The sequence below is a fragment of the Ochrobactrum sp. EDr1-4 genome, from assembly GCF_049199085.1.
Taxonomy (GTDB): domain Bacteria; phylum Pseudomonadota; class Alphaproteobacteria; order Rhizobiales; family Rhizobiaceae; genus Brucella.
On the sequence record NZ_JBLZOF010000001.1, the window covers coordinates 772715 to 788589 of the forward strand.

Below are 15875 nucleotides of genomic sequence, written 5' to 3' on the forward strand. Positions count from 1 at the left end.
AAGGTACTCAGACTTGCGCAAAATCGCATTTAAAAACACTTAAGCGCAAGAAAGGTGATTTCGTGACTAGGGAAAATCTACTTGAAAGTGCACTGGTTCGTCTTGATGAAGCCGCAAGCCACATCAATATTGATCCGGATGTTATCGAAAAACTGAAATACGCCCGCGAAACCATGAAAGTGCGACTGATGATCCGCATGGATGACGGTTCGCGTAAATCCTTTCTTGCATGGCGCTGCCGTTACGACGACACGCGCGGACCAACCAAGGGCGGCATCCGCTATCACCCGGAAGCAACGGCTGAAGAAGTCGAAACACTCGCTTTCTGGATGACGTTTAAATGTGCGGTCATGAACCTGCCTTATGGCGGCGGCAAGGGTGCCATTCAGGTTGACCCACGTCAGCTTTCGAAGGCTGAACTTGAGCGCCTTTCGCGCGCTTATATTCAGGCTTTCTCCGGCATTATCGGCCCGGATCGCGATATCCCAGCACCGGACGTTTACACCAACTCCATGATCATGGGCTGGATGGCAGACGAATATTCGCAGATCGTTGGCCAGTCTTCGCCTGCTGTTATTACTGGCAAGCCATTAGCACTCGGCGGTTCATTGGGCCGTAACGATGCGACTGCACGCGGTGGCTTCTATCTCGTGCGCCACCTGTCGGAAGACCTTGGCCTGGCATCTCAGCTTCGCGTCACGGTTCAGGGCTTCGGCAATGCCGGTCAGTTCATCGCAAAGCTGATGGCAAGCGACGGCCATAAGATCGTTGCCGTATCGGATTCGTCCGGCGCTGTTTATTGCGCTGATGGACTTGATCTTGATGCGCTTCTCGAAGCCAAGAATGCGAATAAGTCAGTAGTTTCCACCGCTGGCAAAAATGGCCATGAAGCCATTACGCCGGATCAGCTGATTGCCGCCGAATGCGATGTTCTTGTACCAAGTGCTATGGAAAACATGATCCATGCCGACAATGCAGCTTCGGTCAAAGCGAAGCTGATTGTTGAGCTGGCAAATGGTCCGATCACACCGGAAGCCGACGAAATTCTCGTGAAAAACGGCGTTATCGTCCTTCCGGACATTTTGGCTAATGCTGGCGGCGTGACTGTTTCCTATTTCGAATGGGTACAGAATCGTCAGGGCTACTACTGGACGCTTGAAGAAATCCATGAGCGTCTCAAGACCATCATGGAACGCGAAGGCCGCGCCATCTGGAACCATGCCAAAGCACACAATGTAACCGTTCGCTCGGCAGCTTATGTCCATGCGCTTCAGCGCCTTGCGCAGGCAATTGAAGCACACGGCACCCAGAGCGATTTCACCGCCTGATTGTCGTAATAATTGCGGTTTTCGCCGGGTTTTCCGGCGAAAACCTCTTTGAAACCTGTTCCACCATTCCTATATGCCAGACTTATTAGTTTGTGAGGAATGGGATGAATATCGGCCAGGCAGCGACCGCATCGGGCATATCGGCGAAGATGATCCGCCATTATGAAACCATCGAACTTATCGAAGCTGCTGACAGAACCAGTTCCGGCTATCGCGTCTATACGCAAAGAGATGTCGAAACGCTGCGCTTCATCCGTTCAAGCCGCGACCTTGGCTTTTCCGTCGATCAAATCAAAGCATTGCTCGCACTCTGGCGCGACCGCAATCGCGCATCGTCCGATGTGAAGAAAGTTGCGCTGGTTCATGTCGAAGAGTTAGAAGCCAAGATGAAGCAGTTGCAGAACATGGCCGATACGCTGCGCCATCTCGCGCATAATTGCCATGGCGATGATCGCCCGGATTGCCCGATCATACATGAGCTTGCAAATACCAATGCGGAGCAGCTTCATCATACAGCACCGCGCAAAGGCGAATTGCTGCACGGCAAAATCTAACACACCCACATAATAAAAACGCCGGGAATTTCCCGGCGTTTTTTTACTTTTATGCGCCCTATTTCGGCAGCGTATAGGCGATCACATAATCGCCGGGCTTGGTGCCCACCGAACCATGACCACCGGCAACCATCAGCACGAATTGCTGATCACCGACCGTATAGGTCATGGGTGTAGACTGACCGCCCGCAGGCAGGCGTGCTTGCCAAAGCACCTTACCATTGGTGAGGTCGTAAGCGCGCAGATAATCATCCACGGCTGCACCAAGGAACACAACGCCACCAGCAGTAATCATTGGCCCGCCAATGCCCGGAACGCCAACTTTGAGCGGTAGCGGAACAGGTGCCATATCCTCAATAGTGCCATTGCGATGCTTATATGCGATCTTGCCTGTACGCAGATCAACACCAGCCACAAAGCCCCATGGCGGTGTCTGGCATGGAATGCCAAGCGGGCTAACGAATGGGCCCATGAACACGCCATAAGGTGCGCCGTCATTGCGGTTCAGACCCTGCTCACTGCCCTTTTCATCCTGACCACGTGGCGGAATATCGGCACGAGGTACAAGCTGCGAGGTGAAAGCAAGATAGGTCGGCATGCCGAACATAACCTGACGCACCGGATCAACAGCCACACTGCCCCAGTTGAACACACCAAAATTGCCCGGATAGACAATGGTGCCTTTCAGTGAAGGCGGCGTGTAACGACCCTCATAGAAGTGCTTACGGAAAGCAATACGACATGCCAGCTGATCAAACAGGGTCACACCCCACATGCTGCTTTCAGTCAGTGGTGCGGGACTGAATGTCAGATCAGAAATCGGCTGCGTCGGCGATGTGTGATCTTCCGGGATCGCACCCGTCGGCGCAGGGATTTCACGAACCGGGATAATCGGCTCACCCGTGCGGCGATCAAGCACATAAATATCGCCCTGCTTGGTTGGTCCAACCAGCGCAGGCACGCCATTGATGTCCAGAAGAACCGGCTGGGCTGGAACGTCCATATCCCACAGATCGTGATGCACCGTCTGGCGCACCCATTTCGGCTGTCCGGTATTCACATCCAGCGCAACGATGGACGACGAATATTTTTCGACATTATCGCTGCGGTTCATGCCCAACTGATCTGGCACCTGATTGCCAAGCGGAATGAAAATCAGGCCAAGCCCTTCATCAACACTCGATACCGACCAGCTGTTTGGCGAATTGGTCGTATAATGTTCACCTTCTGGCAACGGCGTCGTGACGTCCGGATTGCCCGAATCCCAGTTCCACAGCAGATCGCCGGTGCGAATATCAAAGGCGCGGATAACGCCCGACTGTTCTTCGGTCGAATAGTTATCATTGACCGCACCGCCAACGATGATCTTGTCACCCACCACGGCTGGCGGCGAAGTCGAATAGTAATAGCCAGCTGGGTTGTATTTCATGCCATGACTGAGATCGAGCGTGCCGCCATTGGCAAAATCGGTGCAGATTTCGCCGGTCTGGGTATCAAGTGCAATCAGACGTGCATCCGATGTTGGCAGATAAACGCGTTCAGAACACTTGGCCCCAGCCGTTGCAGTTGTGTCTTTCCAATAGCTGACACCGCGGCAGGTCTGGTGCTGGCGATCCGTATTGAAGCCGACTTTCGGGTCAAACTTCCACTTTTCCTTGCCCGTTGCTGCATCGAGCGCAATGGCCCAATTGTGCGGCGTGCAAAGATAAAGCGAGTCACCAATTTTAAGTGGCGTGACCTGATAGGTCGTTTCGCCCACATCTTCCGGCTGTTTCACATCGCCGGTCTGATATTGCCATGCGACTTGCAATTTCGAGACGTTTTCCGGCGTGATCCCGGTCAGAGGCGAATAACGCTGGCCATAAGGCGTGCGGCCATATTGATGCCATTCGCCATCGGGAACATTGCCACCGAGATCAGGCGTTGCTGCCACCTTGTCGGTTGGCAGATCACCCGCAATATTCCACGGGTCCTGCGTCATGGAGTAACCCGCAACCACAAGCGCCGCGAGCGTCGCAATGGTCAATGGTAAACCACCACCATTGAGAGGCCTTCTGATCCATGGGGTCAGCAGCCACAGGCCAAGCAGCACGATCACGCCGCCTGTCGAACCCAGTCCCCACCAGTCGAAACCGACTTCAGAGACCGCCCAGCCAAGTGAGCCAAGGACGACAAGTGCGTAAATCCAGAGCGCAACTGCGCTTCTTTTGAAGAGGAAAAAGCCTGTCAGCAAAAAGCCAATAGCAGCGATGACGAAGAACCAGCTGCCGCCCAGCGTGACGAGATAGATGCCCGCGGCACCCAGCCCCAGGCCGATCAATATCAAAACAATTGAAGTCAGAGAAACAAGCAAGACGTTACCCCCTTAAAGCTGTAACTGCCATCCCACCGTGCACTGCTGTTCGACTGAAAGAGCTGCACGGATAAAGAAAATTCGAGGTATTCCTGATTGGTGGAAGTGTTGCAGCAAAAGACCTTGCACGCAACACAACACTGCCTGCCCTGAAAGATAGGCGGCAAAATGAAAAATCCAGAGGCATTTATGCAAAAGAAATAAAGAATTACCGGCGACCAGAAAGGCCGCCGATCTTTGCGTAATCTATCAGGCCAGCGGGCTTTTAAATGCCCGCAGCCGAAGCGCATTGCTGAGCACGAAAATGCTCGAAAGCGCCATAGCACCCGCCGCTAACACCGGCGACAGAAGCGTTCCCGTAATCGGATAAAGAACACCGGCAGCAACTGGGATCAGCGCCACATTGTAAGCAAAAGCCCAGAACAGGTTTTCACCGATATTGCGGATCGTGGCTTTCGAGATTGCAATCGCATTGACCACACCGCGCAGATCGCCCGACATCAGCACCACGTCGGCACTTTCAATCGCGATATCCGTACCAGTGCCAATGGCAATTCCAACATCGGCAGCCGCAAGTGCTGGTGCATCATTGATGCCGTCACCCACAAATGCAATGCGTTTTCCACCAGCCGAAAGGCGCTTCAAAGCCTCAACCTTGCCATCAGGCAGCACTTCCGCAACCACCTCGTCAATGCCAAGGCGTTTGGCAATGGCTTGCGCGGTGCGACGGTTATCGCCGGTGATCATTGCAACTTTCAAGCCCTGCTCGTGCATGGCAGCGATTGCCGCAGGCGTGGTTTCCTTCATCGGATCGGCAACAGTAATAATCGCAGCCAGCTTGCCATCAATTGCCGCATAAAGCGGGGTCTGGCCTTCATCACCCAGACGGCTGGCATCATCAGCAAAGATCGCCACATCAAGCCCAAGCTTCGCCATGTAACGATCTGCGCCAATGGCAACTTCATGACCCGCAACCTCGGCTTTCAGGCCAAAACCCGGAACCGATTCAAAAGCCGATACATCACCAAGTTTAAGGTTTTTTTCCTTTGCGGCGGTTACAATCGCATCGGCAATGGGATGCTCCGAACGGGCCTCGACAGCAGCTATCAGCGCCAGTGCTTCGTCCTTATCAATACCATCGACAACGTCAAAATGTGCCAAAGCGGGCTTGCCCTGAGTCAGTGTTCCGGTCTTATCAACCGCAATCACCGATGCATCGCGCAAGGTTTGCAGTGCATCACCACGGCGGAACAGCACGCCAAATTCGGCAGCGCGGCCTGTGCCAACCATGATCGAGGTCGGCGTTGCAAGCCCCATAGCGCAGGGGCAAGCGATGATAACAACCGCGATGGCATTGACCAGCGCAAAGCCCATCATCGCCGTGCCGCCAATGATCAACCAAGCGATAAATGTAAGAAGCGCTGCGCCCAGAACCGCTGGCACAAACCAGCCCGTCACCTTATCGACTTTAGCCTGAATGGGCAGCTTATCGACCTGCGCATCTTCAACCATTCGCACAATCTGCGAGATGACCATATCGCGACCAACCTTGGTTGCGCGGAAGGTAAAAGCGCCAGTCTTGTTGATCGTTCCGCCGACAACTTCAGCACCTGTTTCCTTGACGACGGGGATAGGCTCGCCGGTGATCATCGATTCATCCACATAGGACGAGCCTTCCGTCACTTCGCCATCGACAGGCACTTTTTCACCCGGACGCACCTGCACAATGTCGCCCGCACGCACCTCTTCAAGTGGCACATCCAGCGTTTCACCATCGCGCACCACGCGCGCAGACTTTGCCTGCAAACCCACCAGGCGACTGATTGCGGCCGAAGTACGCCCCTTGGCGCGCGCTTCAAGATAACGGCCAATCAGGATCAGCGTGACGATAACGGCAGCCGCTTCAAAATAAACATTAGCCGTTCCATCCGGCAGAATATCCGGCCAGAAGGTAGCAACAACTGAAAAGCCCCATGCGGCCGTTGTACCAACAACCACCAGCGAATTCATATCGGGTGCGGCACGCAGCAGAGCGGGAATGCCCTTTTTGAAAAAGCGCATACCGGGGCCGAACAACACAAGCGTTGTCAGCACAAACTGGAAATACCAGCTGTTCTGCATCCTAATTGTATCCATGACGAACATGTGCACAGCAGGAATGAGGTGGGAGCCCATTTCCAGAATGAACACTGGAAGCGTGAGAACGGCTGCCAGAATAACATTCTTTTTCAGCTCAACCGCTTCAGCGTCGCGCTTGTCGGATTGTGTTTCCTGCTTGGCATCGCTGCGTGTCTCATCAAGCGAACGCGCTTCATAACCCGCCTTTTCAACCGCCTTGATAAGATCAGCGACTGCGACCTGTCCTGCAAGCTCAACATGCGCGCGCTCAGTTGCGAGGTTGACGCTGGCGCGAGACACGCCCGGAACCGCGTTCAAAGCTTTTTCGACATTGCTCACGCAAGACGCGCAGCTCATACCCTCAATAGCGAGTTCGGCGGCAAGATCAGCACTGCCCGACGGCACATCATAGCCAGCCTTGCGGATTGCATCGATGACAGCAGGCATATCGGGCGCTGACTTGAAGGTGACATCAGCCCGTTCTGTTGCGAGGTTGACGGACACTTTTTCTACGCCCGGAACCTTTGCGACGGCCTTCTCAACCGATGATACGCAGGACGCGCAACTCATCCCTTCAACAGGAATGGCAAAACTTGTGGCATCGGATTTTACAGGCTTGTTCATGGCAATCCCTTTTAAAGCGCATCCTGCTTTCCAAAAATCGTTTCCGACTTTTGGGCGGATGCTACTTCGCTCTGTTTGAAGAGCGATTTAATGAGTTGCATGATAGATAACCCTTCCCACCGTTGGAAGGTCAAGCCCTATCAGATAGCCAATTCGTTTTGCGGTTCGATCATTGCAAGGATAGATCCGCAGCGGGTCTGAATGAAATCGGCCACATCAATGGCGGGCATTGGGCGCCCCATCAAAAAGCCCTGCACTTCGCCGAAATTCTGCGCGCGCAAACATTCCAGCTGTTGAGTGGTTTCCACACCTTCGGCAGTTGTGACGATCTTGAAACCCGCACCAAGGGTTGCAACGGCCTGAATGATCGCAAGATCGCGCGTGTCCACCTCAATGCCAGACACAAAGCTGCGATCCACCTTGATCTTGTCAAACGGAAACGAACGCAGATAGCTCAGCGATGAATAGCCGGTTCCGAAATCATCCATCGCAATGCGAACGCCTAAGCGACGCAGTTCAAACAGCAATTCAATGTTGTGCTTGCTGTTTTGCAGGAACACTGATTCCGTGATTTCCAGTTCCAGCCTGTCAGGCGACAAGGATGCCGCAGCCAGTGCATCGGTGACTGAATCAAGAAGCGCCGTTTGCTGGAACTGCACAGGCGAGAGATTAACTGAAACCTTAATGCCATGCGGCCAAGAAGCCGCTTCAAGGCAAGCCTGTTTCAACACCCAATCGCCAATCGGTCCAATGAGACCGGCTTCTTCGGCAATTGGAATGAACTCAACGGGCGATACCATGCCAAGCACAGGATGACGCCAGCGCAGCAAGGCTTCAAAACCAGAGATGTGGCCGGTTTGAAGGTTAAAAATTGGCTGATAATGCAGTTCAAGCTGCTGTGCTGCCAAAGCCAGCCGTAAATCCGTGGTCATGGCATGACGTTTCTCGACAGCCAGCCGCAGCGAATGTTGATAAAAGCGGAATGTGCGTCGCCCATCGGCCTTGGCAGCGTATAGCGCCAGATCAACATTACGCATCAGCACGTCAAGATCATCGCCATGCAATGGCGCCTGCGCGATCCCAATGCTACATGAGACAAATTCCAGCGTATCGCCAAGATCGAACGGATCCTGAAAAACAGAAAGGAGCTGATCGGCAAACATGGCAATCTGCGAAACGGCAGCGCAACGATAAATGATCGCAAACTCATCGCCACCAAGACGTGCCAGAAAATGATCGCAAACGATGTTTTTAAGGCGCTCTGCAACCTGTTGCAGCAAGCGATCCCCGATCTGGTGCCCACGGCTGTCATTGATGTTTTTGAAGTGATCAATATCGAGATAGAAAAGCGCAAAAGCCGGTGCGCTTTCACGCTTTTTCAGCACGGCTTCAATATGCTGAGAGAAATAAGCGCGATTAGGCAAGTCCGTCAGATTGTCATGCATCGCAATATGCGTCATGCGTTGTTCGATCAAACGACGCTCGGTAATATCTTCAACAAGCCCAATGAGATAGCGCGATTCATCGCCTTCCACCGGCGGAATAGAGCGCTTGATGATCCGCATTCTGCGCGGAGTTCCGTCGGCACAGCGAATATCGCGCTCAATTGTCAGCACGCTGCCGCGACGCATCGCAAGACTATCTTGCTGGGTCAGAAGCTTGGCTTCCTCAGCGGGGAAGATTTGCGTATCCACAGAGCCAACGACATGATCGATCTTGTGGCCGCTGATAGTTGATGCAGCCTGATTATAGAGCAGGTAACGCCCCTCGTCCTGCATATCTTTGACGAAGACACCAAGCGGCATGTTGTTGATGAGGCTATCGAGCAATGTCTGCGCATGACTTGCCTGACGATTGGCTTCCTCAAGCTCCGTCATGTCCTGCACAATTGCCAATATGGCCTGCCGGCCATCGAAAACCACCTCACGGCCATAGGTCAAAACATCAATGATCTGACCATTGGCTTTCAGATGCTTCCAGCGCTCAGGACGCTCAAGATCACTTCTGTCACGAACCGCAATCGACATCCGGTCACGTTCCGTTTGCGGACGAATATCGAGAACAGTCATGCCCGGCACTTCATCAGCCGAATAGCCATAAAGCGCGTGGGCCGCTTCATTCATGATGATGAAGCGCAATGTATCGGGATCGTAAACCCACATCGGCGTGGGATGAGTGGTGAACAGAATGCGGAAATCCGCGTCAGATGTGCGCTCCAGCGCATCATCCGAGTGAGCCTGACCGGCTTCCCGCTTCCTCATCATTGTCCCCTCATCAGACTGATCCTGACCCGATATTTCATGTCCTCAAAAAGGACCGTGCCCAAAAATCAGATATTCGTCTGTAGCAGGACGAAGCTTTTCCCAAGCTGGATTAACGCATGGTCATTAAAAATTAATATATAAACTTGGGGAGAATATAATTTTATTCGCAAATTGTAATAATCGCGAGCGCTTGACCGGCTCTTCGTTCCGGCCTATGCCTAAAGCACAAAATTCGTTGGGGTGCCTTCGAAGCAAGATCAGGAAAAGTGCATTGCGGTTTTCCAATCGATCCTGCGACACAAAAGGCTGAGAGACGCTGATCGCGTTAACCCATTGAACCTGATCCGGGTAATACCTGCGTAGGGAACGGAGTTTGGCGCGTCGCGAACAAGGAGGATTCTATCCTCCGTGGGGCAAAGCCCCAAAACCCGTTCATGACGTCTCAATTTTCCGTTCGGAATGAGAGACGACATGATGGACTTAAGACAAAGCCTCTCCCGAACCAAAACGACCGCCAGCAATGGTGCATCTGTGCCTATTTGCGTGACGATTGCGGGTTCTGATAGCGGCGGAGGCGCTGGCATTCAGGCCGACCTCAAAAGCTTTTCGGCACTCAATGTCTATGGCGCAAGCGTGATCACTGCGATCACTGCGCAGAACACATTAGCCGTTACAGCCGTTCACGACATCCCGTCTGAAATCGTTGCTGCACAGATTGATGCGGTCTTCAGCGATCTCAATGTGGCAGCAGTCAAAATCGGCATGGTATCGGTACCGGAAACCATTCAGGCAATCGCCAAGGGCCTCGCGCATTTCTCAGGACCAGTCGTCCTTGATCCGGTGATGGTGGCAAAATCCGGCGATAGGCTGTTAAGCGAGGCCGCGATCTCAACGTTACGCGATAAACTGATCCCACTTGCATGCATTCTGACGCCGAACCGACCAGAGGCAGCCTGCCTGCTCGATTGTTCAATCGCCCGCAACGATGATGAGGCAGAGGAACAAGGGCGCGCTTTGCTCAAGCTCGGTGCAAAGGCCGTGCTGATGAAAGGTGGACATGCCGATGGCGACATCTGCACCGATCTTCTCATCCGCGCCAACCTGCCAACCATCCGTCTGGAAGCGCAGCGCATCTACACACGAAACACCCATGGCACCGGCTGCACGCTTTCATCCGCAATTGCAGCGGGATTTGGCAAAGGCCTTTCGCTGGAACAGGCACTTCGTGAAGCGCACAGCTATCTGCAAGCGGCCATCCGCTCTGCCAACACATTGCAGGTCGGAAGCGGGCACGGCCCCGTGCATCATTTCCACGCTTTGTGGGAGATTGCATAATGCACGTCACCATCATTGGTGCAGGCGTTGCCGGCCTTGCCTGTGCCGCAGAATTTAGCGATCAAGGCCACGCCGTGACCGTGATTGCGAAAAGCACCGCAATCGGTTCTGACAGCTGTTCGTGGTTTGCGGGCGGAATGCTGGCCCCTTGGTGCGAAGGCGAGAGTGCGGAAGAACCTGTCGTCAGGCTGGGGAAGCAAGCGATTGGCTGGTGGGAACGGCATGTGTCGACAGTCCACCGCAAAGGCACGCTCGTCATTTCCCACACACGCGACACGACTGAACTGCGCCGCTTCGCCCGTCGCACGGAAGCCTTCAACACAATTGATTCCGAACAGATCGATGCACTGGAGCCAGACCTTGCAGGCCGTTTCCGGCAGGGGCTTTTCTTTGCTGAAGAAGGCCACCTCAACCCACGCAATACACTGATCGAACTTGCCGAAAATCTGCAAAAGAAAGGCGTCGTCTTTCATCTCGGGCAAGATGCGAAAGATGTAAAAATCGACACCGATATTACCGTCGATGCACGCGGTCTTGCGGCTCGTGATCAGTTGCAGGATCTGCGCGGCGTGAAGGGCGAAATGCTGGTGGTTCGTTCCCGCGACATCAATCTTTCGCGCCCTGTGCGTCTGCTGCATCCGCGTATTCCGCTCTACATCGTGCCACGCGGTGACGGCATTCATATGATCGGCGCGACCATGATTGAGAGCGATGAGAGAGGCGGCATCAGCGTTCGCTCGACGCTGGAAATGTTGAGTGCCGCCTATGCGCTGCATCCGGCATTTGGCGAGGCGGAAATTCTGGAAACCGGCGTCGATGCCCGCCCCGCCTTCCCCGACAATCTGCCGCGTGTGCGTAAACGCGGCCAGACCATCTATGTCAACGGGCTTTACCGGCACGGCTTTCTGCTCTCGCCTGCGGTTGCACGCATGGCGGTTGCGGCAGCAACCGAGGCCGAACAACAACCTGAACTTCTGGAGAACCTGGCATGACCATCGTTTTAAATGGCGAGGTCTTTGAGACCAAAAGCGCCAATCTTTTGGCTCTGCTTGCAGAAATCGAACTTGATGAGGCCGTGGTGGCAACCGCGCTCAATGGCGAATTCATTGCAGGCGATGAACGCGAGGAAACGTTGATCGGCGAAGGCGATCGCATCGAAGTACTCGCACCCATGCAGGGAGGCTAAGATGCTGGATTTTTACGGAAAAACCTTTGAAAGCCGCCTGCTATTGGGAACGGCGCAATATCCATCCCCCTCTATTCTTGCTGACAGCGTTCGCTCGTCAAAGACCGAAATCGTGACAGTCTCGCTGCGGCGCGAGAGCGGGAATATGCGCGCCGGACAAGACTTCTGGACACTGATCAAGGATTTGGGTGTTTCGGTTTTGCCCAATACTGCCGGGTGCCATACCGCACGCGAAGCAGTCACCACGGCAAAAATGGCGCGTGACGTTTTCGGCACCAACTGGATCAAGCTTGAAGTCATCGGCGATCACGACACGTTGCAGCCGGACCCTTTTGGGCTGGTCGAAGCAGCCCGTATTCTCTGCGACGAAGGCTTCGACGTCTTTCCTTATATGAATGACGATCTGGTGGTTGCGGAAAAACTGATTGAGGCAGGCTGCAAGGTGTTGATGCCATGGGGTGCGCCGATTGGTTCAGGTCGCGGCCTCAACAATCCCTATGCGCTTAAAACCATGCGCGCGCATTTCCCCGATATTCCACTGGTCGTCGATGCTGGTATTGGCGTGCCATCGCACGCTGCAACCGCCATGGAACTTGGCTTTGATGCCGTGCTGATCAACACAGCCGTTGCCAAAGCAGGTGATCCATCCGCTATCGCCCGCGCTTTTGCACTCGCTGTTGAAGCTGGTCGCATCGCCTATGAGGCCGATCCGATTGAAGCCCGCGACATGGCTACCCCCTCCACTCCACTACTCGGAAAGGCATTTTTGTAATGGCCCTTGATCCGTTCTACCCGATCTTTGATAGCGCCAGCTGGTGTGAGCGCTTGGTGCCGCTTTGCATCAAACTCGTGCAGCTGCGCATCAAGGATAAGAACGACGCTGAACTGCGTGCAGAAATTCGCGCAGCCCGCGAAATTTGCGCGCGATATGACTGTCAGCTCATCGTCAATGACTACTGGCAACTGGCGATTGAGGAAGGCTGTGACTTCATACATCTCGGTCAAGAAGACCTTGATGATGCCGATCTTGATGCAATCCACGCAAGCGGCGTGAAGCTCGGTGTATCCAGCCATGATGAGGCTGAACTTGATCGCGCATTAGCACTAAAGCCAGCCTATATCGCGCTCGGCCCTGTCTATCCGACCATTCTCAAAAAGATGAAATGGCATGAACAGGGATTGGACCGCGTCAGCCAATGGAAAGCCACACTTGGCGATATTCCGCTTGTTGGCATTGGCGGCATGAATGTCGATCGCGCGCCCGGCGTCTTTAAAGCCGGAGCTGACATTGTATCCGTCGTCACCGACATCACTCTCAATCCTGATCCGGAAGCCCGCGTGCGGCAATGGATCGAAGTTACTAGACCTCATGTAATTTAGTTTCTGGAGGAAACATTGAAAAAACTGATTTTTGCTGCGCTTTTCAGCGCCACGGCTTCGTTCGCCCTGATGTCAGCTCAGGCGGCTCAGGCGAACGACAAATTCAAACTCATACTCGACTGGTATGTGAACCCGGATCATGGCCCAATCATCGTGGCCGACAAGCTCGGTTACTTCAAAGATGCGGGTCTCGATGTGGAAATCATCGCACCGGCGGATGCATCCGTGCCGCCCAAAATGGTTGCGGCTGGACAGGCTGATCTGGCAATTTCCTATCAGCAGCAGGTGCATCTCGATGTTCATGCCGATATTCCGCTGATCCGCGTCGGCACTCTGATCGATTCTCCGCTCAATTGCCTGATGGTGCGTGACGATGGTTCGATCAATTCAATTGCCGATCTCAAAGGCAAGAAGATCGGCTTCTCTGTCGCTGGTGTTGAAGAAACGGTGCTTGGCACCATTCTCAAACGCCACGACATTCCGCTTTCAGATGTCGAACTTATCAATGTGAACTTCTCGCTCGCACCATCGCTGATGTCGAAACAGGTTGATGCAGTGATGGGTGCCTATCGCAATGTTGAACTCAACCAGATGGCGGTTGAAGGGGTTGCGGGCAAATGCTTCTTCGTCGAGGAGGAAGGCGTGCCGGTCTATGACGAGCTGGTTTATGTCGCCAACTCAAACAAGCTGGATGCGAACGAAAAGGAGCGAATTTCGCGCTTTCTAGCAGCCACTGAAAAAGCCGCGCAATATATCGTCAATCATCCAGAGCAAAGCTACGACCTGTTTGCGTCTTATAGTTCTGAACTCAAAGACGAGCTGAACCAGCGCGCCTGGAAAGAGACGGTTGCCCGTTTCTCGCGCTCGCCCGCAAGCCTCGATTATGGACGCTGGAGCCGCTACGAAACCTATCTCAAGGATAACGGCCTCGTGCCTTCGATCCTGCCTGTCGAAAAATTCGCAATTGATGTGAATGCAGAAGGCGACAAGTCATGAGTGACACGCTTTATTCATCCGAATTATTCACTCGCCTGCGTGCCGCAACGCTTAATGACTGGAACCCCTATATCGATCATGAATTTGTGCGCGGACTGGGCAACGGCACGCTGCCGAAATCGGCATTCCTGCATTATCTCAGGCAGGACTACGTCTATCTGCATCACTATGCTCGCGCCTTTGCGCTGGGCGTCGTGAAGGCCGGGAGCTTGCAGGAAACGCGGCTCTGCGCCGAGATTATGCATGGGCTGGCGGTCACAGAACTGCCGCTGCATGTCGGAATCTGCGCACGCGAAGGCATAACCGAAGACGATCTTTACAGCACAAAAGAAGAGCCAGAAAACCTCGCCTATACGCGTTATGTGCTTGATTGCGGGCAGGCAGGCGATTTCCTCGACCTGCTGACCGCACTGGTTCCCTGCGCGCATGGCTATGGCGAAATCGGGGTCAATCTCGCAGCCAACGCGAAACCCGGAACACCCTATCAGGAGTGGATCGACACCTATGCGGGCGCTGAGTATCAGGAGATGTGCCACACCGTTGGAAAGCTTTTTGATCAGGCCGCAAAAACCCGCATCGGCACGGATTTCGAGAGCAGCCCACGCTGGCCAAAGCTCTGCCAGATTTTTGCGACCGCAAGCAGGCTTGAAGCGAACTTCTGGTCAATGGGTATTTCTGGGGGTCTCAAAGGAGCATGACGAGCATCGCTCCTCGCTCACGCAAAAAACGCATCGCCGACGGGTTTCTGTCGGCGTTTGCTGTGCTGGCACTTTGGCAGGCTGTGGTGAGCATCTGGCAGATGCCGCGCTTCATCCTGCCCGGCCCGATCGACGTCGTGCAATCGCTTATCACCAATGCACAGTTGATCGCCGATAATGCTGTCGTGACATTTGGTGAAGTGCTGGGCGGGCTGTTTCTCGGCTCTGCCATTGGTGTGCTTACAGCGATAGGGCTAATGCTGTCGCCGCTTGTACAACGTCTGGTCATGCCAGTGATTGTGTTCTCTCAGGCGATTCCGATATTTGCGCTCGCTCCGATCTTGACACTCTGGCTCGGCTATGGACCGGCATCAAAAATCGCCGTCACCATTCTGATGATCTTCTTTCCAGTCGTCTCCACCTTTCTGGATGGAATGCAAAGGACGGATCAGACGCTGATTAATGCCGCCGAAAATCTCGGCGCCAAGCCAATGCAAATTCTATTTCGTGTGCGCATTCCCGCAGCTTTCCCGTCACTCGCTTCGGGGTTAAGTCTTGCTGCCGTCTATGCACCCATCGGTGCCGTGGTGGGCGAATGGGTCGGAGCATCCAAAGGGCTTGGTTATCTGATGCTCCTTGCCAATGGTCGCGCCAAAGTCGATCTGATGTTCGCAAGCCTGTTTGTGCTGGCGGCCTTCACCATGCTTTTACATGCAACAATCTCGCATTTTTCGCGCAAGCTCGCAGTTTGGCCCCAAAAGCTGTAAGGCAGCATTTTTGCCACAGTGACCGAAATGAAATTAAGTTTCTGCATTTTGCCACTTGGCAAATAGATTTGCTCATTTATTGTGCACCCATCTGAAACACTGGCAAGAGGTATGAGATGCGATCCTATCCATTTCCGTCGGTGCCCGGTGTTTGCGCGGGCGCTTTCAAGCTTTAAGTTCTTGGCCCGTACAAGAGGCTAAGGCCTCACCGCCCTCCCTCAAAGGGCATATTCCTAAACACTTCCAAATTTGCCGCAGCTATTTTCAGCTGT

General features: G+C 53.8%; 13 protein-coding genes and 1 riboswitch. Of the genes, 10 read left to right on the forward strand and 3 right to left on the reverse strand.

Going from position 1 to position 15875, the window contains the following annotated elements:
* The first annotated feature begins 62 nt into the window (after window positions 1-62).
* Both ACOZHT_RS03910 and cueR read left to right on the forward strand, forming a co-directional pair.
* On the forward strand, window positions 63-1328 hold the full coding sequence (locus ACOZHT_RS03910; protein WP_339509383.1) for a Glu/Leu/Phe/Val dehydrogenase: 1266 nt from the start codon (window positions 63-65) through the stop codon (window positions 1326-1328).
* A gap of 104 nt (window positions 1329-1432) precedes the next feature.
* Complete coding sequence (gene cueR / locus ACOZHT_RS03915; protein WP_421565339.1) at window positions 1433-1882, forward strand: Cu(I)-responsive transcriptional regulator; 450 nt, start codon at window positions 1433-1435, stop codon at window positions 1880-1882.
* Window positions 1883-1940: 58 nt separating this feature from the next.
* Here cueR and ACOZHT_RS03920 read toward each other — a convergent pair whose 3' ends face one another.
* From ACOZHT_RS03920 to ACOZHT_RS03930, 3 genes are all read right to left on the reverse strand, one after another.
* Window positions 1941-4235 carry a glucose/quinate/shikimate family membrane-bound PQQ-dependent dehydrogenase gene (locus ACOZHT_RS03920; RefSeq protein ID WP_339509381.1) on the reverse strand — a complete coding sequence of 765 codons (2295 nt, stop codon included), beginning with the start codon at window positions 4233-4235 and terminating at the stop codon, window positions 1941-1943.
* 249 nt (window positions 4236-4484) lie between these two features.
* On the reverse strand, window positions 4485-6977 hold the full coding sequence (locus ACOZHT_RS03925; protein WP_339509380.1) for a heavy metal translocating P-type ATPase: 2493 nt from the start codon (window positions 6975-6977) through the stop codon (window positions 4485-4487).
* A 140-nt stretch (window positions 6978-7117) separates the two neighbouring features.
* Window positions 7118-9238, reverse strand: a complete 2121-nt coding sequence (locus ACOZHT_RS03930; RefSeq protein WP_339509525.1) for a putative bifunctional diguanylate cyclase/phosphodiesterase — start codon at window positions 9236-9238, stop codon at window positions 7118-7120.
* Window positions 9239-9467: 229 nt separating this feature from the next.
* Window positions 9468-9624: riboswitch (TPP riboswitch) on the forward strand.
* Between the two features lie 91 nt (window positions 9625-9715).
* Here ACOZHT_RS03930 and thiD point away from each other — a divergent pair.
* From thiD to ACOZHT_RS03970, 8 genes are read left to right on the forward strand one after another with little or no spacing between them, the layout of a single operon-like run.
* Complete coding sequence (gene thiD, locus ACOZHT_RS03935) at window positions 9716-10576, forward strand: bifunctional hydroxymethylpyrimidine kinase/phosphomethylpyrimidine kinase (protein WP_339509524.1); 861 nt, start codon at window positions 9716-9718, stop codon at window positions 10574-10576.
* Complete coding sequence (gene thiO / locus ACOZHT_RS03940) at window positions 10576-11568, forward strand: glycine oxidase ThiO (RefSeq protein WP_339509379.1); 993 nt, start codon at window positions 10576-10578, stop codon at window positions 11566-11568. The genes thiD and thiO overlap by 1 nt, the downstream gene beginning before the upstream one ends.
* Window positions 11565-11762: a sulfur carrier protein ThiS gene (thiS, locus tag ACOZHT_RS03945; RefSeq protein ID WP_113487427.1), complete on the forward strand. Its 198-nt coding sequence runs from the start codon at window positions 11565-11567 to the stop codon at window positions 11760-11762. Before thiO ends, thiS begins: the two co-directional genes overlap by 4 nt.
* A 1-nt stretch (window position 11763) precedes the next feature.
* Entirely contained in the window at window positions 11764-12534 is a 771-nt protein-coding gene (locus ACOZHT_RS03950) for a thiazole synthase (RefSeq protein ID WP_339509378.1), read from the forward strand.
* On the forward strand, window positions 12534-13142 hold the full coding sequence (locus ACOZHT_RS03955; protein WP_339509377.1) for a thiamine phosphate synthase: 609 nt from the start codon (window positions 12534-12536) through the stop codon (window positions 13140-13142). The genes ACOZHT_RS03950 and ACOZHT_RS03955 overlap by 1 nt, the downstream gene beginning before the upstream one ends.
* Before the next feature lie 15 nt (window positions 13143-13157).
* Entirely contained in the window at window positions 13158-14138 is a 981-nt protein-coding gene (locus ACOZHT_RS03960; protein ID WP_421565340.1) for an ABC transporter substrate-binding protein, read from the forward strand.
* Window positions 14135-14836, forward strand: a complete 702-nt coding sequence (gene tenA / locus ACOZHT_RS03965; RefSeq protein WP_339509375.1) for a thiaminase II — start codon at window positions 14135-14137, stop codon at window positions 14834-14836. The genes ACOZHT_RS03960 and tenA overlap by 4 nt, the downstream gene beginning before the upstream one ends.
* Window positions 14833-15603: an ABC transporter permease gene (locus ACOZHT_RS03970; RefSeq protein ID WP_421565341.1), complete on the forward strand. Its 771-nt coding sequence runs from the start codon at window positions 14833-14835 to the stop codon at window positions 15601-15603. The genes tenA and ACOZHT_RS03970 overlap by 4 nt, the downstream gene beginning before the upstream one ends.
* Window positions 15604-15875: the final 272 nt, after the last annotated feature.